24 protein-coding genes and 1 other RNA gene are annotated in these 25,618 nt (G+C 74.5%); 12 read left to right on the top strand and 13 right to left on the bottom strand.

Annotation, left to right across the window (positions count from 1 at the left end; all coding sequences use genetic code 11):
- Nucleotides 1-33: 33 nt before the first annotated feature.
- Both EV562_RS08335 and EV562_RS08330 read left to right on the top strand, forming a co-directional pair.
- On the top strand, nt 34-1,428 hold the full coding sequence (locus EV562_RS08335) for an MFS transporter (protein WP_133885999.1): 1,395 nt from the start codon (nt 34-36) through the stop codon (nt 1,426-1,428).
- Nucleotides 1,429-1,538: 110 nt separating this feature from the next.
- Entirely contained in the window at nt 1,539-3,587 is a 2,049-nt protein-coding gene (locus EV562_RS08330) for a GAF domain-containing protein (RefSeq protein WP_133885998.1), read from the top strand.
- Here EV562_RS08330 and EV562_RS08325 read toward each other — a convergent pair.
- Genes EV562_RS08325 through EV562_RS08300 form a run of 6 tightly spaced genes read right to left on the bottom strand, consistent with a single transcriptional unit; the run spans nt 3,580 to nt 9,330 of the window.
- A complete protein-coding gene (locus EV562_RS08325) occupies nt 3,580-4,509 on the bottom strand; it encodes an alpha/beta hydrolase (protein ID WP_133885997.1) in 930 nt (309 codons plus the stop codon). The genes EV562_RS08330 and EV562_RS08325 overlap by 8 nt on opposite strands.
- Nucleotides 4,506-5,630: a branched-chain amino acid ABC transporter permease gene (locus EV562_RS08320; protein WP_133885996.1), complete on the bottom strand. Its 1,125-nt coding sequence runs from the start codon at nt 5,628-5,630 to the stop codon at nt 4,506-4,508. Before EV562_RS08320 ends, EV562_RS08325 begins: the two co-directional genes overlap by 4 nt.
- Entirely contained in the window at nt 5,627-6,514 is an 888-nt protein-coding gene (locus tag EV562_RS08315; RefSeq protein ID WP_133885995.1) for a branched-chain amino acid ABC transporter permease, read from the bottom strand. Before EV562_RS08315 ends, EV562_RS08320 begins: the two co-directional genes overlap by 4 nt.
- On the bottom strand, nt 6,514-7,293 hold the full coding sequence (locus EV562_RS08310; RefSeq protein ID WP_133885994.1) for an ABC transporter ATP-binding protein: 780 nt from the start codon (nt 7,291-7,293) through the stop codon (nt 6,514-6,516). The genes EV562_RS08315 and EV562_RS08310 overlap by 1 nt, the downstream gene beginning before the upstream one ends.
- Nucleotides 7,290-8,096, bottom strand: a complete 807-nt coding sequence (locus EV562_RS08305; RefSeq protein ID WP_133885993.1) for an ABC transporter ATP-binding protein — start codon at nt 8,094-8,096, stop codon at nt 7,290-7,292. The genes EV562_RS08310 and EV562_RS08305 overlap by 4 nt, the downstream gene beginning before the upstream one ends.
- Nucleotides 8,097-8,100: 4 nt before the next feature.
- The gene (locus EV562_RS08300; RefSeq protein WP_133885992.1) at nt 8,101-9,330 is read right to left on the bottom strand and encodes a substrate-binding domain-containing protein; all 1,230 of its coding nucleotides are present in this window, start codon (nt 9,328-9,330) and stop codon (nt 8,101-8,103) included.
- A 268-nt stretch (nt 9,331-9,598) separates the two neighbouring features.
- Here EV562_RS08300 and EV562_RS08295 point away from each other — a divergent pair, with 268 nt between their 5' ends.
- Both EV562_RS08295 and EV562_RS08290 read left to right on the top strand, forming a co-directional pair.
- Entirely contained in the window at nt 9,599-10,408 is an 810-nt protein-coding gene (locus EV562_RS08295) for a CoA transferase subunit A (protein WP_133885991.1), read from the top strand.
- 2 nt (nt 10,409-10,410) lie between these two features.
- Nucleotides 10,411-11,061 (top strand): 3-oxoacid CoA-transferase subunit B, encoded by a 651-nt coding sequence (locus EV562_RS08290; protein WP_133885990.1) that lies wholly within the window; start codon nt 10,411-10,413, stop codon nt 11,059-11,061.
- Nucleotides 11,062-11,218: 157 nt separating this feature from the next.
- Here the strand turns inward: EV562_RS08290 and EV562_RS08285 are convergent, their stop codons facing one another.
- The 3 genes from EV562_RS08285 to EV562_RS08270 form a co-directional block, all read right to left on the bottom strand.
- Entirely contained in the window at nt 11,219-12,148 is a 930-nt protein-coding gene (locus tag EV562_RS08285; protein WP_133885989.1) for an RIO1 family regulatory kinase/ATPase, read from the bottom strand.
- Nucleotides 12,149-12,464: 316 nt separating this feature from the next.
- Nucleotides 12,465-12,868, bottom strand: an RNA gene (rnpB, locus tag EV562_RS08280) — RNase P RNA component class A.
- A 917-nt stretch (nt 12,869-13,785) separates the two neighbouring features.
- Nucleotides 13,786-14,619 carry an AraC family transcriptional regulator gene (locus tag EV562_RS08270; RefSeq protein WP_133885988.1) on the bottom strand — a complete coding sequence of 278 codons (834 nt, stop codon included), beginning with the start codon at nt 14,617-14,619 and terminating at the stop codon, nt 13,786-13,788.
- Nucleotides 14,620-14,727: 108 nt separating this feature from the next.
- Between EV562_RS08270 and EV562_RS08265 the strand changes: the two genes are divergently transcribed.
- The 4 genes from EV562_RS08265 to eda all read left to right on the top strand — a co-directional run bounded on the left by EV562_RS08265 (nt 14,728) and on the right by eda (nt 17,684).
- Entirely contained in the window at nt 14,728-15,489 is a 762-nt protein-coding gene (locus EV562_RS08265) for a MerR family transcriptional regulator (protein WP_133885987.1), read from the top strand.
- Nucleotides 15,486-16,100: a hypothetical protein gene (locus EV562_RS08260; RefSeq protein WP_133885986.1), complete on the top strand. Its 615-nt coding sequence runs from the start codon at nt 15,486-15,488 to the stop codon at nt 16,098-16,100. The genes EV562_RS08265 and EV562_RS08260 overlap by 4 nt, the downstream gene beginning before the upstream one ends.
- A 35-nt stretch (nt 16,101-16,135) precedes the next feature.
- Nucleotides 16,136-16,918 carry a peroxide stress protein YaaA gene (gene yaaA, locus EV562_RS08255; RefSeq protein WP_133885985.1) on the top strand — a complete coding sequence of 261 codons (783 nt, stop codon included), beginning with the start codon at nt 16,136-16,138 and terminating at the stop codon, nt 16,916-16,918.
- Nucleotides 16,919-17,024: 106 nt separating this feature from the next.
- Nucleotides 17,025-17,684, top strand: coding sequence for a bifunctional 4-hydroxy-2-oxoglutarate aldolase/2-dehydro-3-deoxy-phosphogluconate aldolase (gene eda / locus EV562_RS08250; protein ID WP_133885984.1), 660 nt, complete (start codon nt 17,025-17,027; stop codon nt 17,682-17,684).
- Here eda and EV562_RS08245 read toward each other — a convergent pair.
- Genes EV562_RS08245 through EV562_RS08235 form a run of 3 tightly spaced genes read right to left on the bottom strand, consistent with a single transcriptional unit; the run spans nt 17,659 to nt 20,900 of the window.
- Nucleotides 17,659-19,290, bottom strand: a complete 1,632-nt coding sequence (locus EV562_RS08245) for a bifunctional RNase H/acid phosphatase (RefSeq protein ID WP_133885983.1) — start codon at nt 19,288-19,290, stop codon at nt 17,659-17,661. The two genes, eda and EV562_RS08245, sit on opposite strands and share 26 nt — an antisense overlap.
- 12 nt (nt 19,291-19,302) lie before the next feature.
- Nucleotides 19,303-20,046: a C4-type zinc ribbon domain-containing protein gene (locus EV562_RS08240; protein WP_166661667.1), complete on the bottom strand. Its 744-nt coding sequence runs from the start codon at nt 20,044-20,046 to the stop codon at nt 19,303-19,305.
- A complete protein-coding gene (locus EV562_RS08235) occupies nt 20,043-20,900 on the bottom strand; it encodes a Nif3-like dinuclear metal center hexameric protein (protein WP_133885981.1) in 858 nt (285 codons plus the stop codon). The genes EV562_RS08240 and EV562_RS08235 overlap by 4 nt, the downstream gene beginning before the upstream one ends.
- Before the next feature lie 221 nt (nt 20,901-21,121).
- Between EV562_RS08235 and EV562_RS08230 the strand changes: the two genes are divergently transcribed.
- Both EV562_RS08230 and EV562_RS08225 read left to right on the top strand, forming a co-directional pair.
- Nucleotides 21,122-22,378, top strand: coding sequence for a hypothetical protein (locus EV562_RS08230; protein WP_133885980.1), 1,257 nt, complete (start codon nt 21,122-21,124; stop codon nt 22,376-22,378).
- Between the two features lie 97 nt (nt 22,379-22,475).
- The gene (locus EV562_RS08225) at nt 22,476-22,643 is read left to right on the top strand and encodes a hypothetical protein (RefSeq protein WP_133885979.1); all 168 of its coding nucleotides are present in this window, start codon (nt 22,476-22,478) and stop codon (nt 22,641-22,643) included.
- A 230-nt stretch (nt 22,644-22,873) separates the two neighbouring features.
- Here EV562_RS08225 and EV562_RS08220 read toward each other — a convergent pair whose 3' ends face one another.
- Complete coding sequence (locus tag EV562_RS08220; RefSeq protein ID WP_133885978.1) at nt 22,874-23,758, bottom strand: MaoC/PaaZ C-terminal domain-containing protein; 885 nt, start codon at nt 23,756-23,758, stop codon at nt 22,874-22,876.
- Between the two features lie 136 nt (nt 23,759-23,894).
- Here EV562_RS08220 and EV562_RS08215 point away from each other — a divergent pair, with 136 nt between their 5' ends.
- On the top strand, nt 23,895-24,878 hold the full coding sequence (locus EV562_RS08215; RefSeq protein ID WP_133885977.1) for an ABC transporter ATP-binding protein: 984 nt from the start codon (nt 23,895-23,897) through the stop codon (nt 24,876-24,878).
- Nucleotides 24,875-25,591, top strand: a complete 717-nt coding sequence (locus tag EV562_RS08210; protein ID WP_133885976.1) for an ABC transporter permease — start codon at nt 24,875-24,877, stop codon at nt 25,589-25,591. The genes EV562_RS08215 and EV562_RS08210 overlap by 4 nt, the downstream gene beginning before the upstream one ends.
- Nucleotides 25,592-25,618: the final 27 nt, after the last annotated feature.

Genomic DNA, 25,618 nt, shown 5'->3' with positions numbered 1-25,618 from the left:
GCCCGTCCCCGCAGACCGTAGGAAGTGGTGCCGATGTCGTCGCCCGCAAGCGCTCCACCAGTCCCGAAGAACCTCAAGCGCATCGTCGCCGCGTCCCTCGTCGGCACCACGATCGAGTGGTACGACTACTTCCTCTACGGCTCCGCCGCGGCCCTCGTCTTCGGCCGGGTCTTCTTCCCGGAGTCCGACCCGCTCACCGGCACCCTGCTCTCCTTCCTCACCTACGCCATCGGCTTCGCCGCCCGCCCCGTCGGCGCCGTCGTCTTCGGTCACTTCGGCGACCGTATGGGGCGCAAGAAGCTCCTGGTGATCAGCCTGCTGATGATGGGCGGCTCCACCACCCTGATCGGCTGCGTCCCCGGCTACGACACGCTGGGCGTCGCCGCTCCCCTGCTGCTCACCACGCTGCGCCTGATCCAGGGCTTCGCGCTGGGCGGGGAATGGGGCGGGGCGGTCCTGCTGGTCTCCGAGCACGGTGACGCCAGGCGCCGCGGTTTCTGGGCCTCGTGGCCGCAGGGCGGCGCACCCGCGGGCAACCTGCTCGCCGTCGGTGTGCTCTCCCTGATGACCACCGTGCTCAGTGACGACGCGTTCGACTCCTGGGGCTGGCGCGTGCCGTTCCTGCTCTCCGGCGTCCTGGTCATGGTCGGCATGTGGATCCGGCTCTCCGTCGACGAGTCCCCGTTGTTCAAGCAGGCGCTGGCGCGGTCGAAGGAGCGCGAGGCGGAGCGGAAGGCCGAGCGGCTGCCGTTCGTCGCGGTGCTCCGCGACCACTGGCGGGACATCCTGGTCGCGATGGGCGCCCGCATGGCGGAGAACATCTCGTACTACGTGATCACCGCGTTCGTCCTGACGTACTGCGTGGAGCACCTCGACATCGCCAAGCAGACGGCGCTGAACGCGGTACTGATCGGCTCGGCCGTGCAGTTCTGCCTGATCCCGCTGTTCGGCGCCCTCTCCGACCGGCTCGGGCGCAAGCCGGTGTACCTGGTCGGCGCGGTCGGTGTGGGCGGGTGGTCCTGGGCCTTCTTCGGGCTGCTGGACACGAAGTCCTTCCCGGCGCTCGTCCTCGCGGTCACCGTCGGACTGGTCTTCCACAGCGCGATGTACGCCCCGCAGGCCGCGTTCTTCTCCGAGCTGTTCGCCACCCGGATGCGTTACACCGGTGCCTCCATCGGCGCCCAGCTCTCCTCGGTCGCGGCCGGCGCCCCCGCCCCGCTGATCGCCACGGCGCTCCTCGGCTCCTACGGCTCCTCCGTACCGGTCTCGGTGTACGTGGCGCTGTCGGCCGTGATCACCGTGATCGCCGTGGTCGCCGCCCGGGAGACCCGCGGCACGGACCTGGCCGCGGTCGGGCCGGACGACGGTGACGCCGGGGCACATGGGGCCGCCGGTCCGGTCGGTCCGAAGGAGACCGCGTCCACCTGATCCGCCCCGGTCACCTTCCGGGGCAATCCACCACCGAGGGGGCAGGGTTCCCGCCCCCTCGTGCCGTCGCGGTTGCGGGGGCTGCCCGCCTTCCTCACAATGGTCCGCCCATGCCCAAGAACCCGTCCGTCGCCGCCCACCTGCGCCGGCTCCTCGAACTCCTCGCCTCCGGCGCCCCCGCCGAGGACCTCGGCACCGTCGCCGCCGAGGCGCGGCGCGGCGGCGTCGGCGCCGACGACCTCGCGGAGGTCGAGCGGGCCACCCGGGCGGCGTTGCGCGTGCACGGCGCGCTGCGGCAGCACCAGCGCCGGGAGGCGGAGCTCACCGCCCTGTTCGACACCGCCGGTGACCTCGCGGCGCTGCGCGACCTGGACGCCGTGCTGCGGTCCATCGTGCGCCGCGCCAGGATGCTGCTCGGCACCGACACGGCGTACCTGACGCTGCCCGACGAGGAGGCGGGCGACACCTTCATGCGGGTCACCGACGGCTCCGTGTCCGAGCTGTTCCAGAACCTGCGCCTGCAACTCGGCGAGGGTCTCGGCGGCCTGGTCGCGCAGACCGCGCGCCCCTACGCCACGCCCGACTACCGCACGGACGAGCGCTTCCACCACACGCACAGCATCGACGCCGGTGTGCTGGACGAGGGGCTGGTCGCGATCCTCGGCGTCCCGCTTCTGCTGGGGTCCGGGAGCGGCGGCAAGGTGATCGGCGCCCTGTTCGCCGCCGACCGCACGCCGCGCACCTTCTCCCCGGACGAGGTCGCCCTGCTGTGTTCGCTGGCCAACCACGCCGCCATCGCCATCGACACGGCGAAGGCCATGACGGACGCGCGGGTCGCGCTGGCCGAACTGGCCGAGGCGAACGCCGTGATCCGGGAGCGCTCGGCCGCGATGCAGCGGGCCGAGGAGTCCCACGACCGGCTCAGCGACCTGGTGCTGCGGGGCGGCGACGTGGCCGACGTGGCCGCCGCCGTCGCCGACCTCCTCCAGGGCGACGTCACGGTGTTCGACGCGGGCGGGTGGCCGCTCACCCCGACCGCGCGCGGCACCGACCCATCGGCCGGGAGCACGGCGAGGGGCCCGAGCGGAGCACACGGCCCGGGCGGAGCACACGGCCCGGGCGACGCGCACGGACCGGGCGACGCGGACGGCCCGGGCGGCGCGCACGGCTGGGACGACTCGACGGGCGCGGACGGCGCCGCTGCCCTGGTGCGGGCCGCGGAGGAGTCGCGCGCCACCGCCCACGCCGTGGTCCACGACGGGCGCTGGGTGTGCGCGGTGCTGGCCGGGCAGGAGATGCTGGGCAGCCTGGTGCTGTCGGGGCGGCCGGATCTGGACGGCCCCGACCGGCGTCTGTTCGAGCGGAGCAGCGTCGTCACCTCGCTGCTCCTGCTGCTGCGGCGCTCGGTCGCCGAGGCCGAGAACCGGGTGCGCGGCGACCTGATCACCGACCTGCTCACCGCGCCGGACCGCGATCCCGCCGGTCTGGTGGCCCGCGGACGCAATCTCGGCATCGACCTGAACCGTCCCCACCTGGTCCTGGTGGCCTCCTCGGACGCGGACGTCCGCGACCGGCTGCCCGGGGCCGCCGTGCAGTACCTGTTCGGCGGCGACGGTGTCAGCGCGGAACACGCCGGTACGGTCATGCTCGTCCCGGGCGGCGGCGCCACGCCGGGCGAGGCGGCCCGCTCCGCCGCCGAGCAGCTCACCCACCTGGTGGGCGCCCCGGTCACGGTGGCCGGCGCCGGGCCCGCCGCCGGACCGCGCGCCCTCGCCGACGCCCACGCCGAGGCCTCGCGCTGCCTGCAGGCGCTGCAGGTGCTCGGCCGCCGGGGTGCCGGGGCCAGCGCGGGCGAACTGGGCTTCCTCGGCGTGCTGTTGGGCAAGGACCACGACGTGGAGGGCTTCGTCAGGGCCACCCTCGGCCCGCTGCTGGACTACGACGACCGGCGCGGCACCCAGCTGGTCCGCACCCTGGCCGCCTACTTCGGCTGCGGTGGGAGCCTGACCCGGGCCAAGGAGGAGCTGCACGTGCACATCAACACGGTGGTGCAGCGCCTGGACCGCGTCCAGGCGATCCTCGGCCCGGGCTGGAACAGCCCGGAGCACGCGCTGGAACTCCAACTGGCTCTGCGCCTAAGGCTGTTGTCCCTCAGCTGACGCCCGCCGCGGTCAGCAGGTGCTCGGCCACCACGCGGGCGCCGGCGTCGCCGACCACGATCGTGTAGTGGTTCGTCCCCGGGACGAGCAGGGGCCGCAGCGGTGTGCCGTCGACCCCGGCGGCGGCGAGCCGCTGTGCGTCGTACAGGCCCTGCGGCTCGTCCATCAGCCCGCGTTCCGCCCACAGGAGTGCGGCCGGGAGGGGCAGCCGGCGCACTGCGTCCGCCACCTCGCCGCCGAGCTGGCCGGTGCCGTCGACGCGGACGGCGTCGAGGCGGCACGAGGAGCGCAGTGCGGGTTCGTCGCCGACCAGGTCGCGCTGGATGTAGGCGTCCACCCACGGCGACCAGGCTTCGGCGAAGGCCGGGTGGCGCTGCCAGAACTCCCGGTAGGCGGGCCGGTCGGGGAACGTCATCGACAGCCGCCGCATGGCAGGACCGATCACGGCGGCGACGAGCTCGTCGGGGTCGAGGCCGGCCGGCACGGGGAAGCGCACACCGCCGTCCACCAGCAGCAGGGCCGACGGCAGGGCCGGGTGGCGTACGGCGGTCAGGGCCGCGGCGAAGGCGCCCATGGAGTGACCGGTGAGGACCACCGGGCCGGTGTCCAGCGCCCGCACCAGGGCGGCCATGTCGTCGGCGTGCGCCGCGATGCCGTACGGGCCGGGGAGCGTGCCGCTGCCGCCCCGGCCCCGCAGGTCCGGCGCGAGCAGGGTGACCCGGCCCGCGAGGTGGTGGGCGACGCGGGCCCAGGTCAGGCCGTTGGCGGTGATGCCGTGCAGGGCCAGGACCACCGGCGCGGCCGGGTCCGCGGCCGGCCAGCGCAGGACGGCCAGTTCACCGCCGGCCACCGGGACCCGCAGTTCCTCGTACGGTGGGAAGCCGGGCTCGTCGGACCTCGTGCCGTCGGGCGTGTGGGTCATGCTCCGGGAGCCTCCTCACGGTCGGTCGCGGCGCGCGGGGTACGGGCGGCGCGCAGTCGCGCGGGCAGCCGGGCCACACCGCCGGGCAGCAGGTATATCACCGCGACGAACAGGGCCCCGAGCAGGAACAGCGGCTGGGACAGCGGCACGCGCAGCACGGCGGGCAGGTCGGCGACGCCACCGGAACCGGCGAGGTCGCCGAGCCGGTGGTCGGCCCAGGTGTAGAGGACGCCGCCGGCCATCGGGCCCCAGCGGGTGCCGGAGCCGCCCAGCACCACCATCACCAGCAGGGAGAGGGTGAAGTCGGAGGTGGTGGTCTGCGGGGTGGCGCCTCCGGTGAGCAGCAGGTAGACGATGCCGCCGAGCGCGGCCAGGGTGCCCGCGAGCACGAAGGCGACCAGTTTGAAGCCGTAGGGGCGCAGCCCCAGCATCTCCACCCGGCGCTCGTTCTCCCTGATGCCCTCCCAGACCCGTCCGGTGGGCGAGCGGACCGCCCAGTGCACGACGGCCAGGACGACGACCAGGTAGGCAAGCGCGATCCAGTACAGGTTGGCGGTGTGGTCGATGCCGACGAGCGAGGCGGGCAGCCGGTCGGCGGGTGCGGCCCGGCCCTCCTCGCCGCCGGTGACGCCGCCGGGGTCACGCTGGACGAGGATCGAGCCCGCCTGGGCGAAGGCGAGGGTGACCATGGAGAACCCGATGCCGCCGACCCGCAGGCTGACCGCGCCCAGCAGGGCGGCCAGCGCCACCCCGGCGAGCAGGCCGAGTACGGCGGAGACGGCGAACGGCAGGCCCGCCTCCAGCATGACGGTGTTGGTGACGTAGGTGCCCGCGGCGAAGTAGAGCGCGTGCCCGAAGGAGAGCAGCCCGGTGCGGCCGAGGAGCAGGTCGTAGCCGGTGGCCAGGGCGCCGAAGAGCAGGCAGAGCGCCAGCAGTTGGAGGTTGCCGGGACTGCCCACGGGCCCGTCGAGGAGGCCGGGCAGGGGCAGCGCGCTGTACGGGACGACGAGCAGCACCGCCAGCAGCAGGGCCGGCCACCAGCGGGCGGTGCGGCGCAGCGGTCCTGCGAGACGGGGGTCCGCCGTGCGGACCGTGCCGCGCGGCTCGGTGGCGGTGGTCATGCGAGCCTCCCGGTCAGCCCGCGCGGCCGGACGAGCAGCAGGGCGGCGAGCAGGACGACGACGGCGAGGTCGCCGAGGCCGTCGGTGGTGTAGTAGTTGGCGAACTGCTGGACGAGCCCGACCGCGACGGAGGCCAGCGCGGCGCCGGTGAGCGAGCCCATGCCGCCCATCACGACGACCACGAACGCGAAGATCAGCAGCGAGGTGCCCTGTTCGGGGTCGACGGAGCCGAAGTAGAGGCCGCCGATCGCGCCGCCGAGGGCGGCCGCGGCCCCGCCGATGGCGAAGACCAGGGTGAACGCCCGGCGTACGTCGATGCCGAGCGCGGTGACCATGGCCCGGTCCTCGACGCCCGCGCGGACCACGAGGCCGTGCCGGGTGCGGCCGAGGAACACCTTGAGCGCGGCGAGCACCACGACCGCGGTGGCGATCAGCACCAGCCGGTTCACCGGCACCTGGGCGCCGAGCAGTCCGAAGGTGCCGGACAGTGCGTCGGGTGAGGGGAAGGGCCGGGTGTCGGCGCCCCAGATCGCGGAGAGCAGCGCGGGCACGGCCAGGCCGACACCCACGGTGGCCAGGATCTGTTCGCGGGGGCGGGTGTAGAGGGGGCGGATGACGGCGAGTTCGAGGACGACCGCGGCGGCCGTGCCCACCAGGGTGCCGAAGGCGACGGCGAGGACGAAGCCGGGGCCGCCGGGACCGGCGCCGGGGAGGTGCCCGGAGGCGGCCCACCAGGTGCCGTAGGCGCCGATGGACATCAGCGCGCCGTGCGCGAAGTTGAGTACGTCCATCAGTCCGAAGATGAGCGACAGGCCGGAGGCCACCAGGAAGTAGAGGGCGCCCAGGCCGAGGCCGGTGAGGACGAGCAGCACGACGGTGGACATCAGGCTTCCGCCTCCTGGTCGAGGACGGCCCCGGGCCGGTGCGCGTGCCCGACGCCGAGCAGCCGGCGGGCGGCGTCCGCGTCGTCGAGCAGGACGGCGGCGGGGCCGCGGTGGACGCTGCGGCCGTCGGCGACGACGACGCAGTGCCGGGCGAGGCGGCGTACCACGGCGAGGTTCTGTTCCACCAGCAGCACCGGCACCGCCTCGGCGGCGCGCTCCAGCACCCGGGCGACCTCGGTGACGACCTTGGGAGCGAGGCCCTTGGTGGGTTCGTCGGCGATGATCAGACGGTTGCCGTTCAGCAGCGTGCGGGCGATCGCGACCATCTGCTGCTGGCCGCCGGAGAGGGTGCCCGCGGGTTGCCCGGCCCGGGTGCGCAGTTCGGGGAAGAGCTCGTACACCAGGTCGTACGCGGGTTCGCCGGTTCCGGCCCGTTCGGCCAGCCGCAGGTTCTCCGCGACGGACAGGGCGGCGAAGACGCCACGGTCCTCGGGGGCGTAGCCGATGCCCCGGCGGACCAGGGCGTGGGTGGGCAGGTGCGTGGTCTCCTCGCCGTCCAGCCGTACGCTGCCGGTGCGCGGGACGAGACCGAGGACGCCGCGCACGGTGGTGGTCTTCCCTGCGCCGTTGCGGCCGAGCAGGGCGGTGGTGCCACAGGCGGCGACGTCGAGATCGACGCCGTGCAGGATGTGCCGGCCGCCGATGACGACCCGGAGGTCGCGCACGGTCAGCAGCGGCGGGGTGCCGGCGGCGGCATCGGCGGCGTGGGCGGCGCTCACAACCCCTCCCCGAGGTAGGCCCGTTGCACGGTGGCGTCGTCCATCACGGCCTGCGGTCTGTCGAGGGCGAGCAGGGTGCCGTGGTGCATGACGGCGAGCCGGTCCGCGAGGTCCAGCAGGACGTCCATGTGGTGCTCGACCATGAGCACGGTGCGGCCCTCGTCGCGGTGCAGGGAACGGATCAGCTCGGTCAGTGCCGGCACCTCCTCGGCGCTGACGCCCGCCATCGGCTCGTCCAGCAGCATCAGCCGGGGCTCGCCGACGAGCAGCACGGCCAGTTCCAGCTTGCGTTTCTCGCCGTGGGACAGGACGTCGGCGGGGGTGCCGGCGCGGTGCGCCAGCTCGGTGCGGGCCAGCACGTCGGCGACCTGCCGCGGGTAGCCGTCGGCGCGGCGCCAGACGCGGTACGAACCGCCTTCGGCGGCCTGGGCCGCCAGCTCGACGTGGTCGGCGACCGTCATGCCCGGCCAGAGACTGGAGGTCTGGAAGGTACGCCCGAGTCCGCGCCGGGCCCGGGCGTACGCGGCCTCGCGGGTGATGTCGGCGCCGTCGAGCGCGATCGACCCCCGGGAGACCGGGTTGATGCCGCTGACCAGGTTGAACAGGGACGTCTTCCCGGCCCCGTTGGGACCGATGAAGGCGAGGAACTCGCCGTCGTGGACGTCGAAGGACACGGAGTCGACGATGGTGGCTCCGCCGACGGTCCAGCCGACGTCGCGCAGCCGCAGCACGGGGCCGGACCCGGGGCGCGGGGCCGAGCGGTCGGCCGGGGCGCTCTCTGAGGTGGTGTCAGGGGTGGCCATCCGCTCAGCCCGCCGTCTTCCGCACCGGCGGGGCGACCGACGCCATCGGCACGGTGTCGATCACCTCGGGCCGGGCGTCGGCTCCGGTGCCCCTCAGCCGCGCCGTGAACATGGGCTGCAGCAGGGCGTGGTCCTCGGCGCGGATCTGCTGCCTGCCCTTGGGGCCGTCGAACGTCCAGCCCTCCAGGGCGTCGACCATGGCGGAGGTGTCGGTGGCGCTCCCGGACTCGACGGCGCGCACGATCATCTGGGCGGCGGTGAAGCCGTCGGGGCTGAACAGGTCGGGGGTGCCGCCGGCCTCGGTGATGCCGTCGAGCATCGCCTGCTCCACCGGGTTGGCACCGGCCCCCGGGAAGTAGTGGGCGAGGAAGGAGATCTTGGCCGCTCCGCTGCCGAACACCGGGTACGACGCGGTGCCGGCGAGCCCGGTGACGACCTTGGCGGCGTCCAGTACGCCCTGCTGGTTCAGCGCCGTCCACAGCGCGGGGGCGGTGGCGCCGGCCCAGGCCACGAACACCAGGTCCGGCCCGCCGGCCTTGACCTGGCGGGCGAAGGGGGTGAGGTCGGTGGCGCTGGGCGGCGCCAGGACCGAGCCGACGGTGGCCCCCTTCTTGCCCAGGACGTCCTTCACGGCGGCCACGTTGGCCTGCCCGAAGGCGGAGTTCTGGGCGAGGACGGTGACCTTCTTGCCCCGGGCGGCGCCGAGTTGCGCGCTGACCGTGAGGATGTCCTGGTAGGACTGCCTGCCGGAGCGGAAGGTGTAGTCGTTGACGCCGGTGAGCGCGTCGGTGGCGGCGTCGCCGTTGAGGTACAGCACCTTGTTCTGGGCGGCCAGCGGAGCCATCTGGAGCGCCACGCCGGAGTCGGTGGTCCCGGCGATGATCCTGTGGCCCTTGCCGATGAGGGTCTTCGCGGCGGCGACGGCCTTCGCCGGATCACCGGCGTCGTCCTGTTCGGTGACCTCGATCGGGTGGCCGCCGGCCTTGTTCGTCCCGTGCGTCGCGTAGGCCAGGCCGGCCTTGAAGCCCTCCTCGTACTGCTTGCCGTAAGCCGCGAGCGGTCCGCTGCGGGAGTACACGAGGCCCACCTTGACCGGGGTGTCGCCGCCCGAGCCGTCGGCCTCGGTGCCGGCCGTGCCGGCCGAGGAACAGCCCGCGAGCAGGGTCGTCGCGACGAGCAGGGTGAGCGCGCCGAGCGCTCTGCCTCTGGAAGTGCCTGTGACGCTGGAACGCATGATGACCGGCTCCTTGGAAGGTGAAGCGGCGCGTGGTTGCCGGAACGATAGGGGGGCCGCGCGGCGGGCGGCATGTGGCCGCTCACCGCTCCTGGAAGCGCGGTCATGGCATGGGCGCACATGGCCGGGGCCGGCCGCCGCCGCAAAGGTGGAGAGCACCCGTCGGACGCCCGTCGGACGCCCGTCCCGTGCCCGCACGGTGGGCCGGCTCCGGGCACGACGGCTCGTGTGCGAGGAGCACCCCGGTGCGGACGGAGAAGGAAACGGAATGGACAAGGTGGTGGAGTCGGCCGCAGGCGCGGTGTCGGACATCCCCGACGGCGCGGTACTCGCGGTCGGGGGTTTCGGTCTGTGCGGCATCCCCTCGACGCTGATCGGCGCGCTCGTGGCGGCCGAGGCGACCGGGCTGCGGGTGGTGTCCAACAACTGCGGGGTCGACGACTGGGGCCTGGGCCTGCTCCTGGCGGCGGGCCGGATCGCCCGGATGACGTCGTCGTACGTGGGCGAGAACAAGGAGTTCGCCCGCCGGTACCTCGCCGGTGAGCTGGAGGTGGAGCTGACCCCGCAGGGCACCCTCGCCGAGCGGCTGCGGGCGGGCGGCGCGGGCATTCCGGCGTTCTACACGCCGGCCGGTGTCGGCACGCAGGTGGAGGAGGGCGGCCTGCCCTGGCGCTACTCCCCCGACGGCCAGGTCGCGGTGGCCTCCCCGCCCAAGAGCGTCCGGGAGTTCGGCGGTCGCCGCTACCTGCTGGAAGAGGCCATCACCGCCGACTTCGCCCTGGTGCGGGCGGCGGTCGCGGACCGGCACGGCAACTGCGTCTTCCACGCGGCGGCACGCAACTTCAACCCGCTGTGCGCGACGGCGGGCCGCGTCACGGTCGTGGAGGCCGAGCGCATCGTGGCGCCGGGCGAGATCTCCCCGGACGCCGTCCACCTGCCGGGCGTGTACGTGGACCGGGTGGTCGCCGCCGACCCGTCCCTGGGCAAGCGCGTCGAACGCCGCACGCACAGCGGCCCGCGACCCGCCGCCACCGCGACCGCGACCGCGACCGCGACCGCCGGCACCGAGGGGATCTGACCATGCCGCTGGACCGTGACCGACTCGCCGCCCGCGCGGCCCGTGAACTGCGCGACGGCCAGTACGTCAACCTGGGCATCGGCCTGCCCACACTCATCCCCAGCCACCTCCCGGACGGGGTGCACGTGGTGCTGCACTCCGAGAACGGCATCCTGGGCGTCGGCCCGTACCCGTACGCCGGTGAGGAGCACCCCGACATGGTCAACGCCGGCAAGGAGACGGTGACCACCGTCCCCGGCGCCTCCTGCTTCGACTCGGCGTTCTCCTTCGGCATGGTCCGTGCCGGCCGCGTCGACGTGTCCGTGCTCGGCGCGATGCAGGTCTCGGCCGACGGCGACCTGGCGAACTGGATGATCCCCGGCAAGATGGTCAAGGGCATGGGCGGGGCGATGGACCTGGTCCACGGCGCCCGCCGCCTGATCGTCGTCATGGAGCACACGGCCAGGGACGGCTCCCCCAAGATCGTCACCGACCTGACCCTGCCCGCCACGGGCCGCCGGGTCGTCGACCGGATCATCACCGACCTGGCGGTCCTCGACGTCACCCCGGAGGGGCTCCGCCTGGTCGAGACGGCTCCCGGCGTCTCGGTGGACGAGGTCCGCGGGGCGTCGGACGCGGACATCCTGGTCGCCGGGGCCGTGACGCGGGACTGAGGGCATGCGCCGCCCGAGGGCGCCGAGCCGGCGGAGGCGGTCGGGCGGCCCCGGCCGTCAGGCCCCGCCGTCAGGCCCCGGCCACATGCAGGCCGGCACCGGACGGGGCGCCGGGGAGTGGCACCCGCCACGCGGCGTGGGGTGAGCGAGGAGGGCGTCAGAAGGCGTGCGCCATCAGCTCCGCGAACAGCGCGTGCTCGTCGACGTCGAGGCCTCGCGAGCGGAACCAGCCGCAGATGTTGGCGCAGTCCCGCTGGAGGAAGGTCATCCCGTTGAGGTTGCCGACCAGGTCGACGATCTGCGGCAGGTCGATGACGACCAGCCTGTCACCCGCCGCGAGGATGTTGTACGCCGAGAGGTCGCCGTGCACGAGGCCGCTCTGCACCATCGTCGCGAGCGCGTCGGTGAGTTGCTCGAAGTAACTCGCCAGCAGTTCCCGCGAGGGCCGGGTCTGGGCGAGCCGGGGCGCGGTCGCGACGGTGCCGTCCTCGTCGACGACGGTGATCCACTCCATGAGGATCTCGGTGCCGTCGATCTGGACCGGGTAGGGAACCGGCAGCCCGAGGTTCCGGAGCCGCACCAGCGCACTCCACTCGGACACCGCCCACTCGCCGGCCGCGACCTGCCGTCCGAACGTGCTCTTGCGCTTGACGGCCCGCTCGTCGCGTGAGCGCTTCATCGAGCGGCCCTCGGTGTAGGACGCGGAGCGGTGGAAGGACCGGTGCTCGGGGGAGCGATACCGCTTCGCCGCCATGACCACGCCGCCGGCGGGGTCCAGCGGGTCGGCGCGCTCGACGAGGTGGACGTCGGCCTCCTTGCCGGTCTTCAGGACGCCGAGCTCCGTGTCGATCGCGCCCTGCGAGGTCACCACCCAGTCCGGCCGGGGCTCGGGACCTCGGCAGAGGGGTTCGACGCTGAGCCAGGTCGACCAGCGCCGGCCGTCCTCCAGGTCGTCGTAGGAACGGAAGTCGAAGACGAACCGGTCGTCGATGTCGCCCGGATCGTCCGGCGGCGGGACGTGGCGGCGGGCGTCGGTGGTGAAGTCGTCAGGAAAGGAAGGGTGTTGCGAGTGATGGTCGCGAGACATCGCTGGAGGTGCTCCATGAGGCGTGAGGGAGTCGGTCTGCGGGCAGGCCGAGGACAGTCGTGGTCACGGTCGTGCCTCCTCTCGTGGAGCACCGGGCGGCTCCCGGTGTCCCGCCCATGGTGAGGGCGGACACGGGGAGCGGCAACCGAATAAAGCGGGGCCGTGCCGGGGGGCTGCGGGACCCGGCAGGAAGCCCGTGGGGCAAGCGCGGGATCGGGTCCGCCACGGCGGCCGTCAGGATCACCACGTCACGCGGGCGGGCCGAAAGCCGGACCATGCGGGCGGCCTCTCGGGCGAGTGCCCGGCCGGGTGGCGGCAGACGAGTCGGGCTGTACGCCGGGTTCTGTTCCGGAAGGTCCTCGCGGGCCTTCCGGCGACGGCCATCCATCTAGGGCCGGCGTTGCCACCGGCCTCCAGCGGTCTACCCGCGGACTCGGGCGGGCAGCCCTCGATCGTCCGCGCAGAGCGCGTGTTACGGCGCTCCTCTTGACCTTGCTCCGGGTGGGGTTTACCTAGCTGCCCAGGTCGCCCTGGGCACTGGTGGTCTCTTACACCACCGTTTCACCCTTACCGGGGGCCGAAGCCTCCGGCGGTCTGCTTTCTGTGGCACTGTCCCGCGGGTCACCCCGGGTGGCCGTTAGCCATCACCCTGCCCTGTGGAGCCCGGACGTTCCTCGGGAAGTCCCGTGAGGGACTCCACGCGGCCGCCCGCCCGGCTCGTCTGCCGTGCCGACCATGGTACCCGGCGCACCTCCCGCCTCGGACCGGCGGCGGCCGTCGCGAGGATCGAGCCGGCCAGGATCAGGGAGAACGCGACGCCGATGCCGAGGGTCAGTTCCTCGTCCAGGAGGAGGGCGCCCGCGGCGACGGCGACCGCCGGGTTGACGTAGGTGATGACACCGGCGCGCACCGGGCCGACCTCCTTGATCAACTCCAGGAAGGCCACGAAGGCGATCGCGGTGCAGACGACGCCGAGACCGCCCAGGGCCGCCAGCGCCTCGCCCGAGGGCAGGGTGGAGGGCCGGGTCAGGAAGGCGGCGGGGGCGTAGACGAGGGCGGCCAGGGTGAGGCAGGGGGTGATGAGCTGGAGGGTGGGGACGTCCTTGAGGTGGCGGGCGGCTATCAGGGGGGCCGTGGCGTAACCGACGACCGTCACCAGCACCTCGGCCAGCGAGCGGGCGTCGCCGCCGGTGAGGTGCGGCACGGTGAGGACGGCGACGCCCCCGAGACCGAGGCCGAGTCCGGCGACGCGGCGGGCGCCGACCCGTTCCCCGGCGCCGAAGAAGCGGGCCAGGAGCACGCCGACGATCGGCACGCCCGCGATCAGCAGCCCGGCGGTGGAGCTGGACAGGTGCCGTTCCGCGTCCGTCAGGGTCCACCAGGGGCCGACGATCTCGATCAGGGCGAAGGCCAGCATGGGCTTCCAGTGGGCCCTCACGGTGCCGAGGAGGTTCCCCTTGCGCAGGGCGAAGGGCAGCAGGAGGGCCGCGCCGAGGGCGCAGCGGGCGAACACCACGCCGGACGGGGACACCTCGTCCACCGCCACCTTGATCATCAGATAGGGGATGCCCCAGACCACTCCCATCAGGGAGAACAGGAACCAGCCGCGTGCAGTCATGGGCCGAGTCTCGGCCGGGTCACCGGGTGCGGTCTTGAACGCTGTTGCGGTACGCCGCCGGGGTCACCCCGAGGACCCGGCGGAACCAGCGGGTCAGGTGCGCCTGGTCGGCGAAGCCCACCAGCGCCGCCACCTCGGCCGGGCGCAGGCCGCCCTCCAGAAGCCCGCGGGCCCTGGCCACCCGGTGCTGGGCGAGCCAGGCGTACGGCGGCATTCCCGTCGCCGTACGGAAGGCGCGCAGGAGTTGGTAGCGGGACAGGCCGAGGTCGGTGGCGAGGTCGGCCAGGGACGGCGGGGCGAGGAGTTCAGCGGCGAGGCGGTCGCGTGCGACGCGGGCGATGCGGGCGGCGCCGGGGACCGTGTCGTCGGTCGCGCGGGCCGTGGAGTGGCGGCGGGCGAGCGCCGTGAGGAGCCAGGGCAGGCGGGACTCCGCCTCCAGGGGGTCGGGGCAGCGGGCCAGGTCGGTGTGCGCGGCGCGCAGGGCGGCGGCGAGTTCGGGATCGTCGAGGACGGGCTCGCGGAAGTGCGGCGGGGCGGCGGCCCGGGTGCCGTCGGTGAGGAGGTCCGGGGTCGCGTACAGGGCGCGGTAGGAGTAGCCGTCGGGGGCGGCCGGGCCGCCGGTGTGCACCTCGCCGGGCTCCAGGACGACGATGGAGCCCGGCCCGGAGTGGATGTGCCCGCCCCGGTAGGCGATGACTTCGAGGCCGCCGACCGTGACGCCCACCGTGAACTCGTCGTGGGCGTGCGGGGCGTAGACGTGCCGGTCGAAGCAGGCGGTCAGCAGGTCGACGGGCGGACCGGCCGCCCCCAGCCGCGCCCTGGTCCAGCGTGCCTGCTCACCCCGTGCGTCCACCGCCGCCCACCCCCCTGCCCCTACGGGATCAGAGGAAGCCGGCGGTGTCCAGGCCGCTCGGCCGTGACCGCTTGACCCTGCCGCAACGTCGACGTTTCTACTGGGGCCATGCGGATCGGAGAACTCGCCGCCGCCGTCGGCGTCACCACGCGGACCGTGCGGCACTACCACCATCAGGGCCTGCTGCCGGAACCGGAGCGGCTGGCCAACGGGTATCGCACGTACACGTTGCGGCATGTCGTGGTCCTGGCCAGGATCCGGCGGCTGACCGAGCTGGGGCTCGGTCTCGGCGAGGTGCGGGACGTGCTGGCGGACGACGCCGGGAAGGACCTCGCCGAGGTGCTGGAGGAGCTGGACGCGGATCTGGCGCGGCAGGAGGCGGCGATACGGGAGCGCCGGACGCGGCTGCGGGCGCTGCTGGAGGCGGAGGGCGGAGTGTCGCCGGAGGGACCGGTCTCGCCGGAGCTGGCCGAGCTGTTCGCCGGGGTCGGGAACGTGTCGGACTCGCCGACGGCCCTGCGGGACCGGGAGATGCTGGTGTTGCTGGAGAGCACCGTCGCCCCGGAGGAGCGGGAGAGGCTGCTGGCCGCGATGCGCGGTGCGCTGGGCTCGCCGGAGGCGGCGGCACGGGCCCGCCGTACCTATGCGCTGTTCGACGAACTGGCCGACGCCGGCGCCGACGATCCCCGGGTGGCGGAGGCGGCCCGCGTGCTGGCCGCCTCCATGCCGGCCGAGCTGCTGCCCGAGGAGGGCTTCGACCTCGCCTCCGGTCACGCTCTCCTGCGCGCGCTGTACGCCGACTTCGCGCCGGCCCAGGCGGAGGCGATCCGCCGGGCCGTGGAGATCACCTCCCGGGGACGGCGGTCATGAGGGGGACCGGCCTCTCCCGGGTTCCGTACCTGCTCGTCCGGCACGAGCTGCGGCTGTGGAAGAGCCTGTGGCTGTGGACGGCCCGGCGGACCCACGGGGCGGCGGCCACCGGGGCCGTCTTCGGGTACACGCGGGGGCAGGGCGCGATGATGTCCGGGCTCGTGTTCGTGTGTGTCGTCGAGTCCGTGATGATGTCCGTGCTGCTGCGGGACTCGCCCACCGCGCACCTCGTGGTGCTGGTGCTGGACGTGTACACCCTCGTGATCGTGGTCGGGCTGCACGCGGCGTCCGTGGTCAGGCCGCACGTCCTGGACGCCGGCGCCGGGACGCTGCGCCTCCGCCGGGCCCTCCACGCCGACCTGCGGATACCGCTGGACCGGATCGCCTCCGTGCGGCGCGAGCTGCGCACGACGCACGAGCCCGCGGACGGGGTGCTGGACCTCGCCGTGCAGTCCCAGACCTCCGTCACCGTCGATCTGGCCCGGCCCGTCGTCCACGTCTCGCCCTTCGGGCGGCGGCGCGAGGTGCGCACGGTGCGGTGTCACGCCGACGACCCCGGGGCGCTCGTACGGGCCGTCGAGCAGGCGCGGGAGGGGTACGCCGTACCCTGATCCGGGGGCCCGGAGCCTGTCGTGAAGGAGTACGTGTGCTTGTCCTGCTGCCGCCGTCCGAGGGGAAGGCCGCGTCCGGCCGGGGTGCCCCGCTGAAGATCGGGTCGCTGTCCCTGCCGGGGCTCACCGCGGCGCGGGAGGCCGTCCTCGGCGAGCTGGTCGAGCTGTGCGCCGGCGACGAGGAGAAGGCCCGCGAGGTGCTCGGGCTGAGCGAGGGGCTGCGCGGCGAGGTCGCCAAGAACGTGGAGCTGCCGGCCGCGGGCGCGCGTCCGGCCGGGGAGATCTACACCGGTGTGCTGTACGACGCCCTGGACCTGGCCTCGCTGGACGCCGCCGCCAAGAGGCGGGCCGCCAGGTCGCTGCTGGTGTTCTCGGGGCTGTGGGGTGCCGTGCGGGTGACGGACCGGATCCCCTCCTACCGGTGCTCGATGGGCGTGAAGCTGCCGGGGCTCGGGGCCCTCGCCGGGCACTGGCGGGCGCCGATGGCCGAGGTGCTGCCGGAGGCGGCCGGGGCCGGGCTGGTCCTGGACCTGCGTTCGGCGGCGTACGCGGCGGCCTGGAAGCCGCAGGGCGAGGTCGCTTCGCGGACGGCGACGGTGCGGGTGCTGCACGCACCGACCCGGAAGGTGGTCAGCCACTTCAACAAGGCGACCAAGGGCCGGATCGTACGGAGTCTGCTGGCGTCGGGGACCTCGCCCGCGGGGCCGGCGGAGCTGGTGGAGGCGCTGCGGGACCTGGGGTACGTGGTGGAGGCGGCCGCGCCCGCGAAGGCCGGGAGGCCGTGGTCGCTGGACGTGCTCGTGGACGAGGTCCACTGACCCGCCAGGGCACCCACCGCCCCGCGCCTCGGCGAGGCCACCACATCCTGTTGCATGGGTTGCAACGGTGATTGCAGAGGATGCGTTTCGGCGGCACGATGAGGGCATGAGTTCTCCGCTGCCCTCCTCCCCCGCCGCCTCGGTGCTGGATCTCGCGCCCGTCGTGCCCGTCGTGGTCGTCGACGACCTCGCCGACGCCGTGCCGCTCGCCAGGGCGCTCGTCGCCGGCGGGCTGCCCGCGATCGAGGTGACGCTGCGGACGCCGGCCGCCCTCGACGCGATCCGGGCGATCGCCGCCGAGGTGCCGGACGCGGTGGTCGGCGCGGGCACCGTCATCACGGCGGAGCAGGTCGGGGAGGTCGTGGCGGCCGGGGCGCGGTTCCTGGTCAGCCCGGGGTGGACGGACACGCTGCTGGAGGCCATGCGGGCGTCCGGGGTGCCGTTCCTGCCGGGGGTGTCGACCACCTCGGAGGTGGTGGCGCTGCTGGAGCGCGGGGTGCGGGAGATGAAGTTCTTCCCGGCCGAGGCGGCGGGCGGCACCGCCTACCTCAAGGCGCTCGCCGCGCCGCTGCCGCAGGCGCGCTTCTGCCCGACGGGCGGCATCGGGCCGGACTCCGCCCCGCAGTACCTGGCACTGCCCAACGTCGGGTGCGTCGGGGGCAGTTGGATGCTGCCCAAGGACGCGGTGGCCGGCCGCGACTGGGGGCGCGTCGAGGCGCTGGCCCGTGCCGCGGCCGCGCTCAGCGCAGGTGGGACGTCTCGTTGAAGAGGCGGACGCTGGCGCCGCCGTCCGCGTAGTACGCCACCGCCGACAGGGACGCCGCCGACAGCTCCATCCGGAACAGCGACTCGGGCGGGGCGCCCAGGGCGAGTTGCAGGAACGTCTTGATCGGCGTCACGTGCGAGACGAGCAGCACCGTGCGTCCCGCGTACGCGGAGACGAGCCGGTCGCGGGTGGCGGCGATCCGGACGCCGGTGGCCGTGAAGCTCTCGCCGCCGCCGGTCGGTTCCGCCTCCGGGGAGGCCAGCCAGGCGTCCAGGTCGGCGGGGTAGCGGTCGCGCACCTCGCCGAAGGTGAGGCCCTCCCAGGCGCCGAAATCGGTCTCCCGCAGGCCCTCTTCCACCGCCACGTCCAGGCCCAGGCGGGCGGCGACGATGCCGGCGGTCTCGCGGGTGCGGGCCAGGGGGGAGGCGACGATCGCCTCGATCGTGCCGCGCCGGGCGAGGCTCGCGGCGACCTTCTCGGCCTGCTCCCGGCCGACCGGCGACAGGGACGGGTCGCTGCCGCCGCTCCCCGAGAACCGCTTCTGCGGGGTGAGCGGCGTCTCCCCGTGCCGCAGCAGGACGAAGGTGGCCGGGGCGCCCAGGTCCGGGGGTCCCCAGCCGGGCGAGGCCACGGCCTTCGCGGCGCGCACGTCGGCGTCGGCGGGGGACTCCGCGGTCGCGGCGATCGCGGTCGCGGCGGTCGCTGTCCCCGTGCCGTCGCCTCGCGCGTCCCCCGCGCCGTCGCGTCGCGCGTCCCCCGCGCCGTCGCCTCGCGCCTCCGTACCGGCCGGTGCGGTCTCGCCGGCGGTCCGGGCCGCCTGCGCGAGGCGCTCTCCCGGCGCCTCGGTCTCCCTGCCGCCTTCCACGGCGGCACCGGCGGGTCCGGCGGACGCCGACGCGTCCACGTCACGGCGGGCCCCGGCATCACGACCGGCTGAGGCGCCTCGTTCCCCCGCCCCGGAGACGACACCACCGCCGGGGCGCGCACGCGCGACCGCGGTCTCACCGCCCCCGCCGACGGCGGCACCGGCGGCCGACCCGTCACGGTCACCACCGGGCCCGGCCTCACGACCGGCCGGAGCACCGTCCCCCGCGCCGCGGCCCCGGGCCGCGCGGCGGGCGGTGCCGCCCGCGTCCAGGTCCGCCGTCGACTCGGACGGCAGCCACCGCTCGCCGCGCGCGCCCGCGTCCATCGCCTCGTTGGCCAGGCGGTCGGCGTGCTTGTTCTCCGCGCGGGGGATCCACTCGTAGGTCACGCGGCCGGGCGGGAAGACGCGGGCCGCCTCGGTCGCGAGGGGCTTCATGTCGGGGTGCTTGATCTTCCAGCGGCCCGACATCTGCTCGACGACGAGCTTGGAGTCCATCCGGACGTGCACGGTGGCGTCCGGGTCCAGCTCCCTGGCCGCGCGCAGGCCGGCCAGCAGGCCCCGGTACTCGGCGACGTTGTTGGTGACGACCCCGAGGTACTCGGCGGCCTCCATCAGGGTCTCCCCCGTCACCGGGTCGAGGACCACCGCGCCGTAGCCCGCGGGCCCCGGGTTGCCCCGCGACCCGCCGTCGGCCTCGACGACGAACTCCCGCGCGGGACGCGCCGCCCCATCCGCCACCGAACCGGCTCCCTACAGACCCGAGTCGGCCGTACGCACCAGGATGCGGCGGCAGTTCTCGCAGCGGACGACCGTGTCGGGCGCCGACGAACGGATCTCGCTCAGCTCGGTGATGGCCAGCTCCTGGCGGCACCCCTGGCAGCTGCGCTGGTACAGCTTGGCCGCGCCGACGCCGCCCTGCTGCTCGCGCAGCTTGTCGTAGAGCTTCAGCAGGTCGTCGGGGACGGAGCCCGCGACGACCTCCCGCTCCTTGGTCACCGAGGCCGCCTCGCCGTCCAGCTCCTCGACGGCCGCGTCGCGGCGCGCGGTGGCGTCGTCGATCTTGCCCTGGACCGCGCCGACCCGCTCGGTCAGCTCGGCGACCCGCTCCTGCGCGGACTCGCGGCGCTCCATCACCTCCAGGACGACGTCCTCGAGGTCGCCCTGGCGCTTGGCGAGGGAGGCGATCTCGCGCTGCAGGTTCTCCAGGTCCTTCGGGGAGGTGACGGCACCGGAGTCCAGGCGCTGCTGGTCGCGGCCGGCGCGCTGGCGCACCTGGTCCACGTCCTGCTCGGCCTTGGTCTGCTCGCGGGCGCAGTCGCTCTCCTCGGTCTGCGCGGCCACGAGCAGGTCGCGCAGCTGGGTGTGGTCCTTGGTCAGCGACTCGATCTCGGCGTGCTCGGGCAGGGACCGGCGCTTGTGCGCGAGCTGCTGGAGCCGCGTGTCGAGGCCCTGGACGTCGAGGAGTCGGATCTGGTCGGCGGGCGCGGCTTTCAGTTGGGGGCTCCCATTGTGTCGGAGGTCGGTGCGGACGCCGCGTGGGCGGTCCAGGGGTCGGTGACCGTCTTCGAGACGTGGACCCTCAGGTCCCAGCCGTTGCGGTCGGAGATCTCGTCGAGCTGGGCGGCGCCCAGCTCGCACCAGGGCCACTCGGTGGCCCAGTGCGCCGCGTCGAGCAGCGCGAGGGGACTGTGGGCGCGGGCCTCCGACACGGGGTGGTGACGGAGGTCCGCGGTGAGGAAGGCGTCGACGCCCGCCGCCCGTACGTGGTCGAAGAGGCTGTCGCCGGAGCCGCCGCTGACGGCGACCGTGCGGACGACCGCCTCCGGGTCGCCGGCGACGCGGATGCCCTGCGCCGTGGCGGGCAGCCGCTCGGCGGCGCGGGCGGCCAGCTCGCGGACGGTCAGCGGGTGCTGCAGCTCGCACACCCGGCCGAGACCTCGGCGCCCCTCGGGGTCGCCCGGGTCCGGCACCAGGGGCCGTACGACGTTCAGGCCGAGGGCGCCGGCCAGCGCGTCGGAGACGCCCGGGTCGGCGGTGTCGGCGTTGGTGTGGGCGACGTGCAGGGCGATGTCGTGCTTGATCAGCGTGTGCACCACGCGGCCCTTGAAGGTGGACGCCGCGACCGTCGTCGTCCCGCGCAGGTACAGCGGGTGGTGGGTGACGAGCAGGTCGGCGCCCAGCTTCACCGCCTCGTCGACGATCTCCTGGACGGGGTCGACGGCGAACAGGACCCGGGTGACCTCCTGGTCGGGGTCGCCCACGACGGTGCCGACCGCGTCCCAGGACTCGGCCCGCTCGGCGGGCCACAGGTTGTCCAGCGCGGCGATGACTTCTGACAGACGGGGCACGCGTGCAAGGCTACCTGGAGGTTCTGTGCCGTTGTACCCGCAGCCGGGACGCCCGGCCGTGCCTGCCGCCGCGCCCTCCGCCGTGGGGCCCGGCACAGCACACGCCGTGCCCTTCCCTCAGGCGAATCGTTCCTGTGACACACGTACGTGTGATGGGGACCGCCGGCGGTCCCACGTCCGTGCGTGCGAAAACTAGCTTCGTCGCCGGAGGTGACCGAACGATGACGGCCTGTGCGATCGAGCCCTCGGCGGGCACCGGCGACAGCCGGGCGCCGCGGGTGAGCTGCAGCATCACCGCGGAGGGTGCCTACGCCGCGCGTCTGACCCGGCGCGGGGAGAGCGGCGAGGCCTGGTACCCGGAGCGCTGGACCCTGGACGGCCCCGAGCCGTACGCGGTGCCGCTCCCCGGCCACCAGCCGGAGGAGCCCGGCACCGAGGTGCAGCCGATGGGCGACGGGCGGGTCCTGGTCCACCGCGTAGCGGCCGGCCGGCACGTCTTCGCGCTGCTGTACCCGACCGGGCCCGGGACCGGTGAGCTGCCGCTCGGCGCGGTGGAGTGCCCGGCCGACACCACCGCACTGCGGCTGCTGCCGCCGGTTCCGGGCGGCGAGCGGGCGTACGCCCTGGCGGCCGGTCCGCGCTCGACGGTGCTGTGGCAGGTGGTGGGCGGCGCCTTCGGGCCCGAGCGCGTGGCCGAGATCCCCGGCCGCTGCTCGGGCGGGGTCTGGCTGGACCGCGCGGCCCGGATACTGGCCGTGGACCGGGAGACGGGCGGGCGGACCAAGGCGGTCGTGGTGGATCTTGAGCGGGGCGGCGAGGTGTCGCCGCTGCTGCAGATCGCCCCGGACAGCGACGACCGGATCCTGCTGGCCGACCCCGACAGCGGACTCGTGCTGATCCGTTCGGACGCCCCCTCACCGGGGCGGGAGCGGCTCGGCTGGGGCGTCCTGGGCAGCACGCTGCCGGTGCGCTTCCCGGAGTGCCTGCGGCTGCCGGACTGCGTCGTGACGCCGTTCGCCGTCCAGCCGGGGCAGGTGCTGACGCCGGAACGCTGCGCGGTGGCCCTGCGCGTGGACGGGGCGTTCGGCAGCTGGGTCGGGGTGTGGCGCCCCGCCGAGCGGCAGGTGCGGCATCTTCCGGCGCCCGAGGGGTGGTTGACGGGCGCCGGGCTGTGGACGCCGGACGGGGAGCTGCGGCTGCCGTGCTCCACACCTCGGTCGCCGTGCGGCGTGGCCCGGTTGCTCCCGCCCGGCTCGCCCCGCGCGGAAGGCACGGGGTCTGCGGACGGCAGGGACGCCACGGGCGGCACGGGCGCCGCGGAAGGCACGGGCGCCGCGGTCGACGAACGGCCGGGAAATCCGGAGGAATCGACTCCGGGCGAGTCCGGCGAAACCGGCACGGCGGACACCCCCGCACCCGCTCAGCCGCGTCCCGTACCGCTGCAACAGGCGCCGCTGGCACGGCTTGTAACGAAGTAGTGCCGGTTGGCGTGGCCGCCTGGATCCGGCCCGAGGCGTGCCGGTTACACTCGCCCGGCTGTAGGAAAGATCATGTTGACGGGGTGAATTCCTTCCGATGAACGACACCAGCACGACCCAGCCGATCCAGGCCGCCGGTGCCGACGTTTCCGAGATCGACACCGGCCACGGCAAGCACCGCGGACCGGTCTCCAGCCAGGTGGGCGAGGCGACTCCACAGGGGCGCCACCGCAAGCCGGCCGGGGAGTCCGGGACGGCCGCCTGACGGCGGACAGGTCCGGCCACCGGCACAGGCGCGGCAACAAGCGCCGGTGCAGGTACAGGCCCAGCACGGGCACCACGAGAGCAAGCGGCTCCGGCCCCGTTCGTCGCATCCGGCGGACGGGGCCGTTGTCGTCGCACCGCCCCGGACCCGGCCCCGGCCCCGGATTCGGCCTCGGCCTCGGCCCGGAACTCGGCCCGGAACTCGGCCCCGGGTCCCGGGCCCCGGGTCCCCTACGCGTACCGGACGACCGTGTCGGCGAGGACGGGCGCGTCGCCGCGCTCGACGACGCTCACGGCCACCCGTGCCTCCCGCACCTCCCGCACCTCCCCGCTCCGGACGGGCGACCACATCCGCACCCGCAGCGTCTCCCCCGGGTACACGACGCCGGCGAACTTCGTGCGGTACTCCCGGACCCGGGTCACCTCGCCGTCCAGCAGCGTGTCGACGACGGCCTTGAGCGTGGCGCCGTACGTGCACAGCCCGTGCAGGACGGGCCGTTCGAAGCCGGCGCGCGCCGCGAACTCCGGGTCGGCGTGCAGGGGGTTGGCGTCGCCGGAGAGCCGGTAGAGGAGCGCCTGGTCCTCGCGCAGGGACCGTTCCACGACGTGGTCCGGCGGCCCGGCGGGCGGTGGCGAGGGGCGCCCGGACGGGCCCCGTTCACCGCCCCAGCCGCCTTCCCCGCGTACGAAGACCTCGGCCTCGTCGGTCCACAGCGGACCGTCCGCGTCGGTGACCTCGGTGCGCAGCACGAGGACGGCCGCCATGCCCTTGTCGTACACGGCCACGACGCGCGAGGCCGCGCTCGCCCGGCCCTGTGCCGGAACGGGCCGGTGCAGGCGCAACCGCTGCCCGCCGTGCAGGACATGGGCGAGGTCGACGTCGACGCCGGGCGCGGACAGCGCGCCGATCACGCCCGGGGCGCCGGCGCCGGCCACCGTCGCGAAGCTCGGCAGGACGTGCAGCCGGGACTCCAGGGTGTAGCGCAGCTCGCGCGGGTCGGTGGCGGGCCGGCCGGCGCCGATGCCCAGGTGGTAGAGCTGGACGTCCTTGCGCTCCCAGGCGATCTCCCGGACCCGGGGTGCGGCGGCGAGTGCCTCGGCTGCGTCGACCGGCATGGCCCTCCCCACTCGTCCCCGCTGTTCCCGGTCACCGTACGGGACGGGACGCCGGCCCACCCATGACATTTGTCCTGCCGAACTCCGGACAACCGCCTCTGCCACCCGCCCCCGCGCCCTTCGTAGCGTCACCGGTATGACACCGACAGAGGGCACCTCCCCCGCCGGCACCTCCCCCGCCGTCTCCTTCCGCGGAGCGGTCAAGGCGTACGGCGACATCCGTGCCGTCGACGGCGTGGACCTCCGCATCGAGCGCGGTGAGACGGTCGCGCTGCTCGGCCGCAACGGTGCGGGCAAGTCCACGGCGATCGCGCTGCTGCTCGGCCTGTGCCCGCCGGACGCGGGCTCCGTGGAGCTGTACGGTGCCGCTCCGGAGCGCGCCGTGCGGGCCGGGCGGGCGGGGGCCATGCTCCAGGAGGCCCGGGCGGTGCCCCGGGTCACCGTGGGTGAGCTGGTGGCCTTCGTGGCCGGTCGCTATCCGGCGCCGATGCCGGTCGGGCAGGCCCTGGAACTGGCGGGCATCGCCCCGTTGGCGGGACGGCGCGTGGACCGGCTGTCGGGCGGGCAGGTCCAGCGGGTGCGGTTCGCGGTGGCGCTGGCCGGACGCCCCGACCTGCTGGTGCTGGACGAGCCGACGGCGGCCCTGGACGTGGAGGCCCGGCAGGCCTTCTGGGAGTCGATGCGGGCCTACGCCCGGCGCGGCAGCACGGTCCTCTTCTCCACGCACTACCTGGAGGAGGCCGACGCTCACGCCGACCGGATCCTCGTCGTCGACCGGGGGCGCGTCGTCGCGGACGGCACCGGTGACGAGCTGCGCCGGGCGGCGGGCGGCAGCCGTGTCGTCGTCGACGTGGCCGGCCTGCCCGCCGGGGACCCGGCACCGCTGCCCGGGGTGCGCTCGGTGGAGATACGGGGCGACCGGGCGCTGCTGCGCACCGAGGACTCCGACGCGACCGTGACCGCCCTCGCGGAACTCGGCGCGATACGCGGCCTGGAGGTCGTCCCCGCGTCCCTGGACGACGCGTTCCTGGCCCTGACGACTCCGGCACCGGTGCCGGAGGAGGAGAAGGCGATGGCGAAGGCGAAGGCGAAGGCGAAGGCGAAGGCGAGCGTGCGATGAAGGACTACCTGATCCTCGAGACGCGCCGTACGCTGCGCGACCCCGGCTTCGTCATCGGCGGCGTCGCCGTGCCGGTCCTGATGTACCTGCTGTTCACCAACCTCGGCGGCGACGCGGGCGAGTGGAAGACCGGGGCGATGGTCGGCATGGCCGCCTACGGCGCGGTCGGTTCGGCCCTGAACACCGGCGGCGGGGTCGCCGAGGACCGGGCGATCGGCTGGCTGCGGCAGCTGAGGGTGACGCCGATGCCGCCGCACCAGGTGGTGGTGGGCCGCGCCCTGACCGCCTCCGTCACCGTGCTGCCCGCGCTCGCCGCCGTGCTCGGCGCGGGCGGTCTGGTCAACGGCGTACGGATGGAGGCCTGGCAGTGGGCGGCGCTGGCGCTGCTGCTCTGGCTGGGGTCGGTGCCCTTCACCCTGCTGGGGCTCGGCAACGGCTACCGGCTGACCGGGCAGACCACGGCCGTGGCGAACATGGTGGCCAACCTGGGCCTCTCGGTGCTCGGCGGGCTGTGGTTCCCGATCGCGCTGTTCCCGGAGTGGCTGCGCGCGCTGTCTGCGTACACGCCGACCAACCGCTTCGCGCAGCTGGGCACCTCGGTCGCCACGGGTCACGCGCCGCCCGCGGGCGGGATCGTCGTCCTGACGGTGTGGCTGCTGGTGTTCGGGGCGTACGCCGTACTGTCCTACCGCCGCGGCGCGGAAAACGACTGAGCGCCCCGGGCGCCGGAGCGGAAGGAG

This window comes from Streptomyces sp. BK208, from assembly GCF_004364245.1.
Taxonomy (GTDB): domain Bacteria; phylum Actinomycetota; class Actinomycetes; order Streptomycetales; family Streptomycetaceae; genus Streptomyces.
The sequence above is the reverse complement of the archived record's forward strand: the minus strand, read 5'-3'. Positions and strand labels throughout refer to the sequence as shown.

Bases quoted from the DNA above. Each gene is read 5' to 3' on its own strand.
- EV562_RS08325 (WP_133885997.1), bottom strand. From the start codon at position 4,509: ATGACCCACACGCCCGACGGCACGAGGTCCGACGAGCCCGGCTTCCCA.
- EV562_RS08320 (WP_133885996.1), bottom strand. From the start codon at position 5,630: ATGACCACCGCCACCGAGCCGCGCGGCACGGTCCGCACGGCGGACCCC.
- EV562_RS08215 (WP_133885977.1), top strand. From the start codon at position 23,895: ATGACACCGACAGAGGGCACCTCCCCCGCCGGCACCTCCCCCGCCGTC.
- EV562_RS08335 (WP_133885999.1), top strand. From the start codon at position 34: ATGTCGTCGCCCGCAAGCGCTCCACCAGTCCCGAAGAACCTCAAGCGC.
- EV562_RS08265 (WP_133885987.1), top strand. From the start codon at position 14,728: ATGCGGATCGGAGAACTCGCCGCCGCCGTCGGCGTCACCACGCGGACC.
- EV562_RS08285 (WP_133885989.1), bottom strand. From the start codon at position 12,148: ATGTCTCGCGACCATCACTCGCAACACCCTTCCTTTCCTGACGACTTC.
- EV562_RS08260 (WP_133885986.1), top strand. From the start codon at position 15,486: ATGAGGGGGACCGGCCTCTCCCGGGTTCCGTACCTGCTCGTCCGGCAC.
- EV562_RS08305 (WP_133885993.1), bottom strand. From the start codon at position 8,096: ATGGCCACCCCTGACACCACCTCAGAGAGCGCCCCGGCCGACCGCTCG.
- EV562_RS08220 (WP_133885978.1), bottom strand. From the start codon at position 23,758: ATGCCGGTCGACGCAGCCGAGGCACTCGCCGCCGCACCCCGGGTCCGG.
- EV562_RS08225 (WP_133885979.1), top strand. From the start codon at position 22,476: ATGAACGACACCAGCACGACCCAGCCGATCCAGGCCGCCGGTGCCGAC.
- EV562_RS08330 (WP_133885998.1), top strand. From the start codon at position 1,539: ATGCCCAAGAACCCGTCCGTCGCCGCCCACCTGCGCCGGCTCCTCGAA.
- EV562_RS08230 (WP_133885980.1), top strand. From the start codon at position 21,122: ATGACGGCCTGTGCGATCGAGCCCTCGGCGGGCACCGGCGACAGCCGG.
- EV562_RS08210 (WP_133885976.1), top strand. From the start codon at position 24,875: ATGAAGGACTACCTGATCCTCGAGACGCGCCGTACGCTGCGCGACCCC.
- eda (WP_133885984.1), top strand. From the start codon at position 17,025: ATGAGTTCTCCGCTGCCCTCCTCCCCCGCCGCCTCGGTGCTGGATCTC.
- EV562_RS08290 (WP_133885990.1), top strand. From the start codon at position 10,411: ATGCCGCTGGACCGTGACCGACTCGCCGCCCGCGCGGCCCGTGAACTG.
- EV562_RS08300 (WP_133885992.1), bottom strand. From the start codon at position 9,330: ATGCGTTCCAGCGTCACAGGCACTTCCAGAGGCAGAGCGCTCGGCGCG.
- EV562_RS08295 (WP_133885991.1), top strand. From the start codon at position 9,599: ATGGACAAGGTGGTGGAGTCGGCCGCAGGCGCGGTGTCGGACATCCCC.
- EV562_RS08315 (WP_133885995.1), bottom strand. From the start codon at position 6,514: ATGTCCACCGTCGTGCTGCTCGTCCTCACCGGCCTCGGCCTGGGCGCC.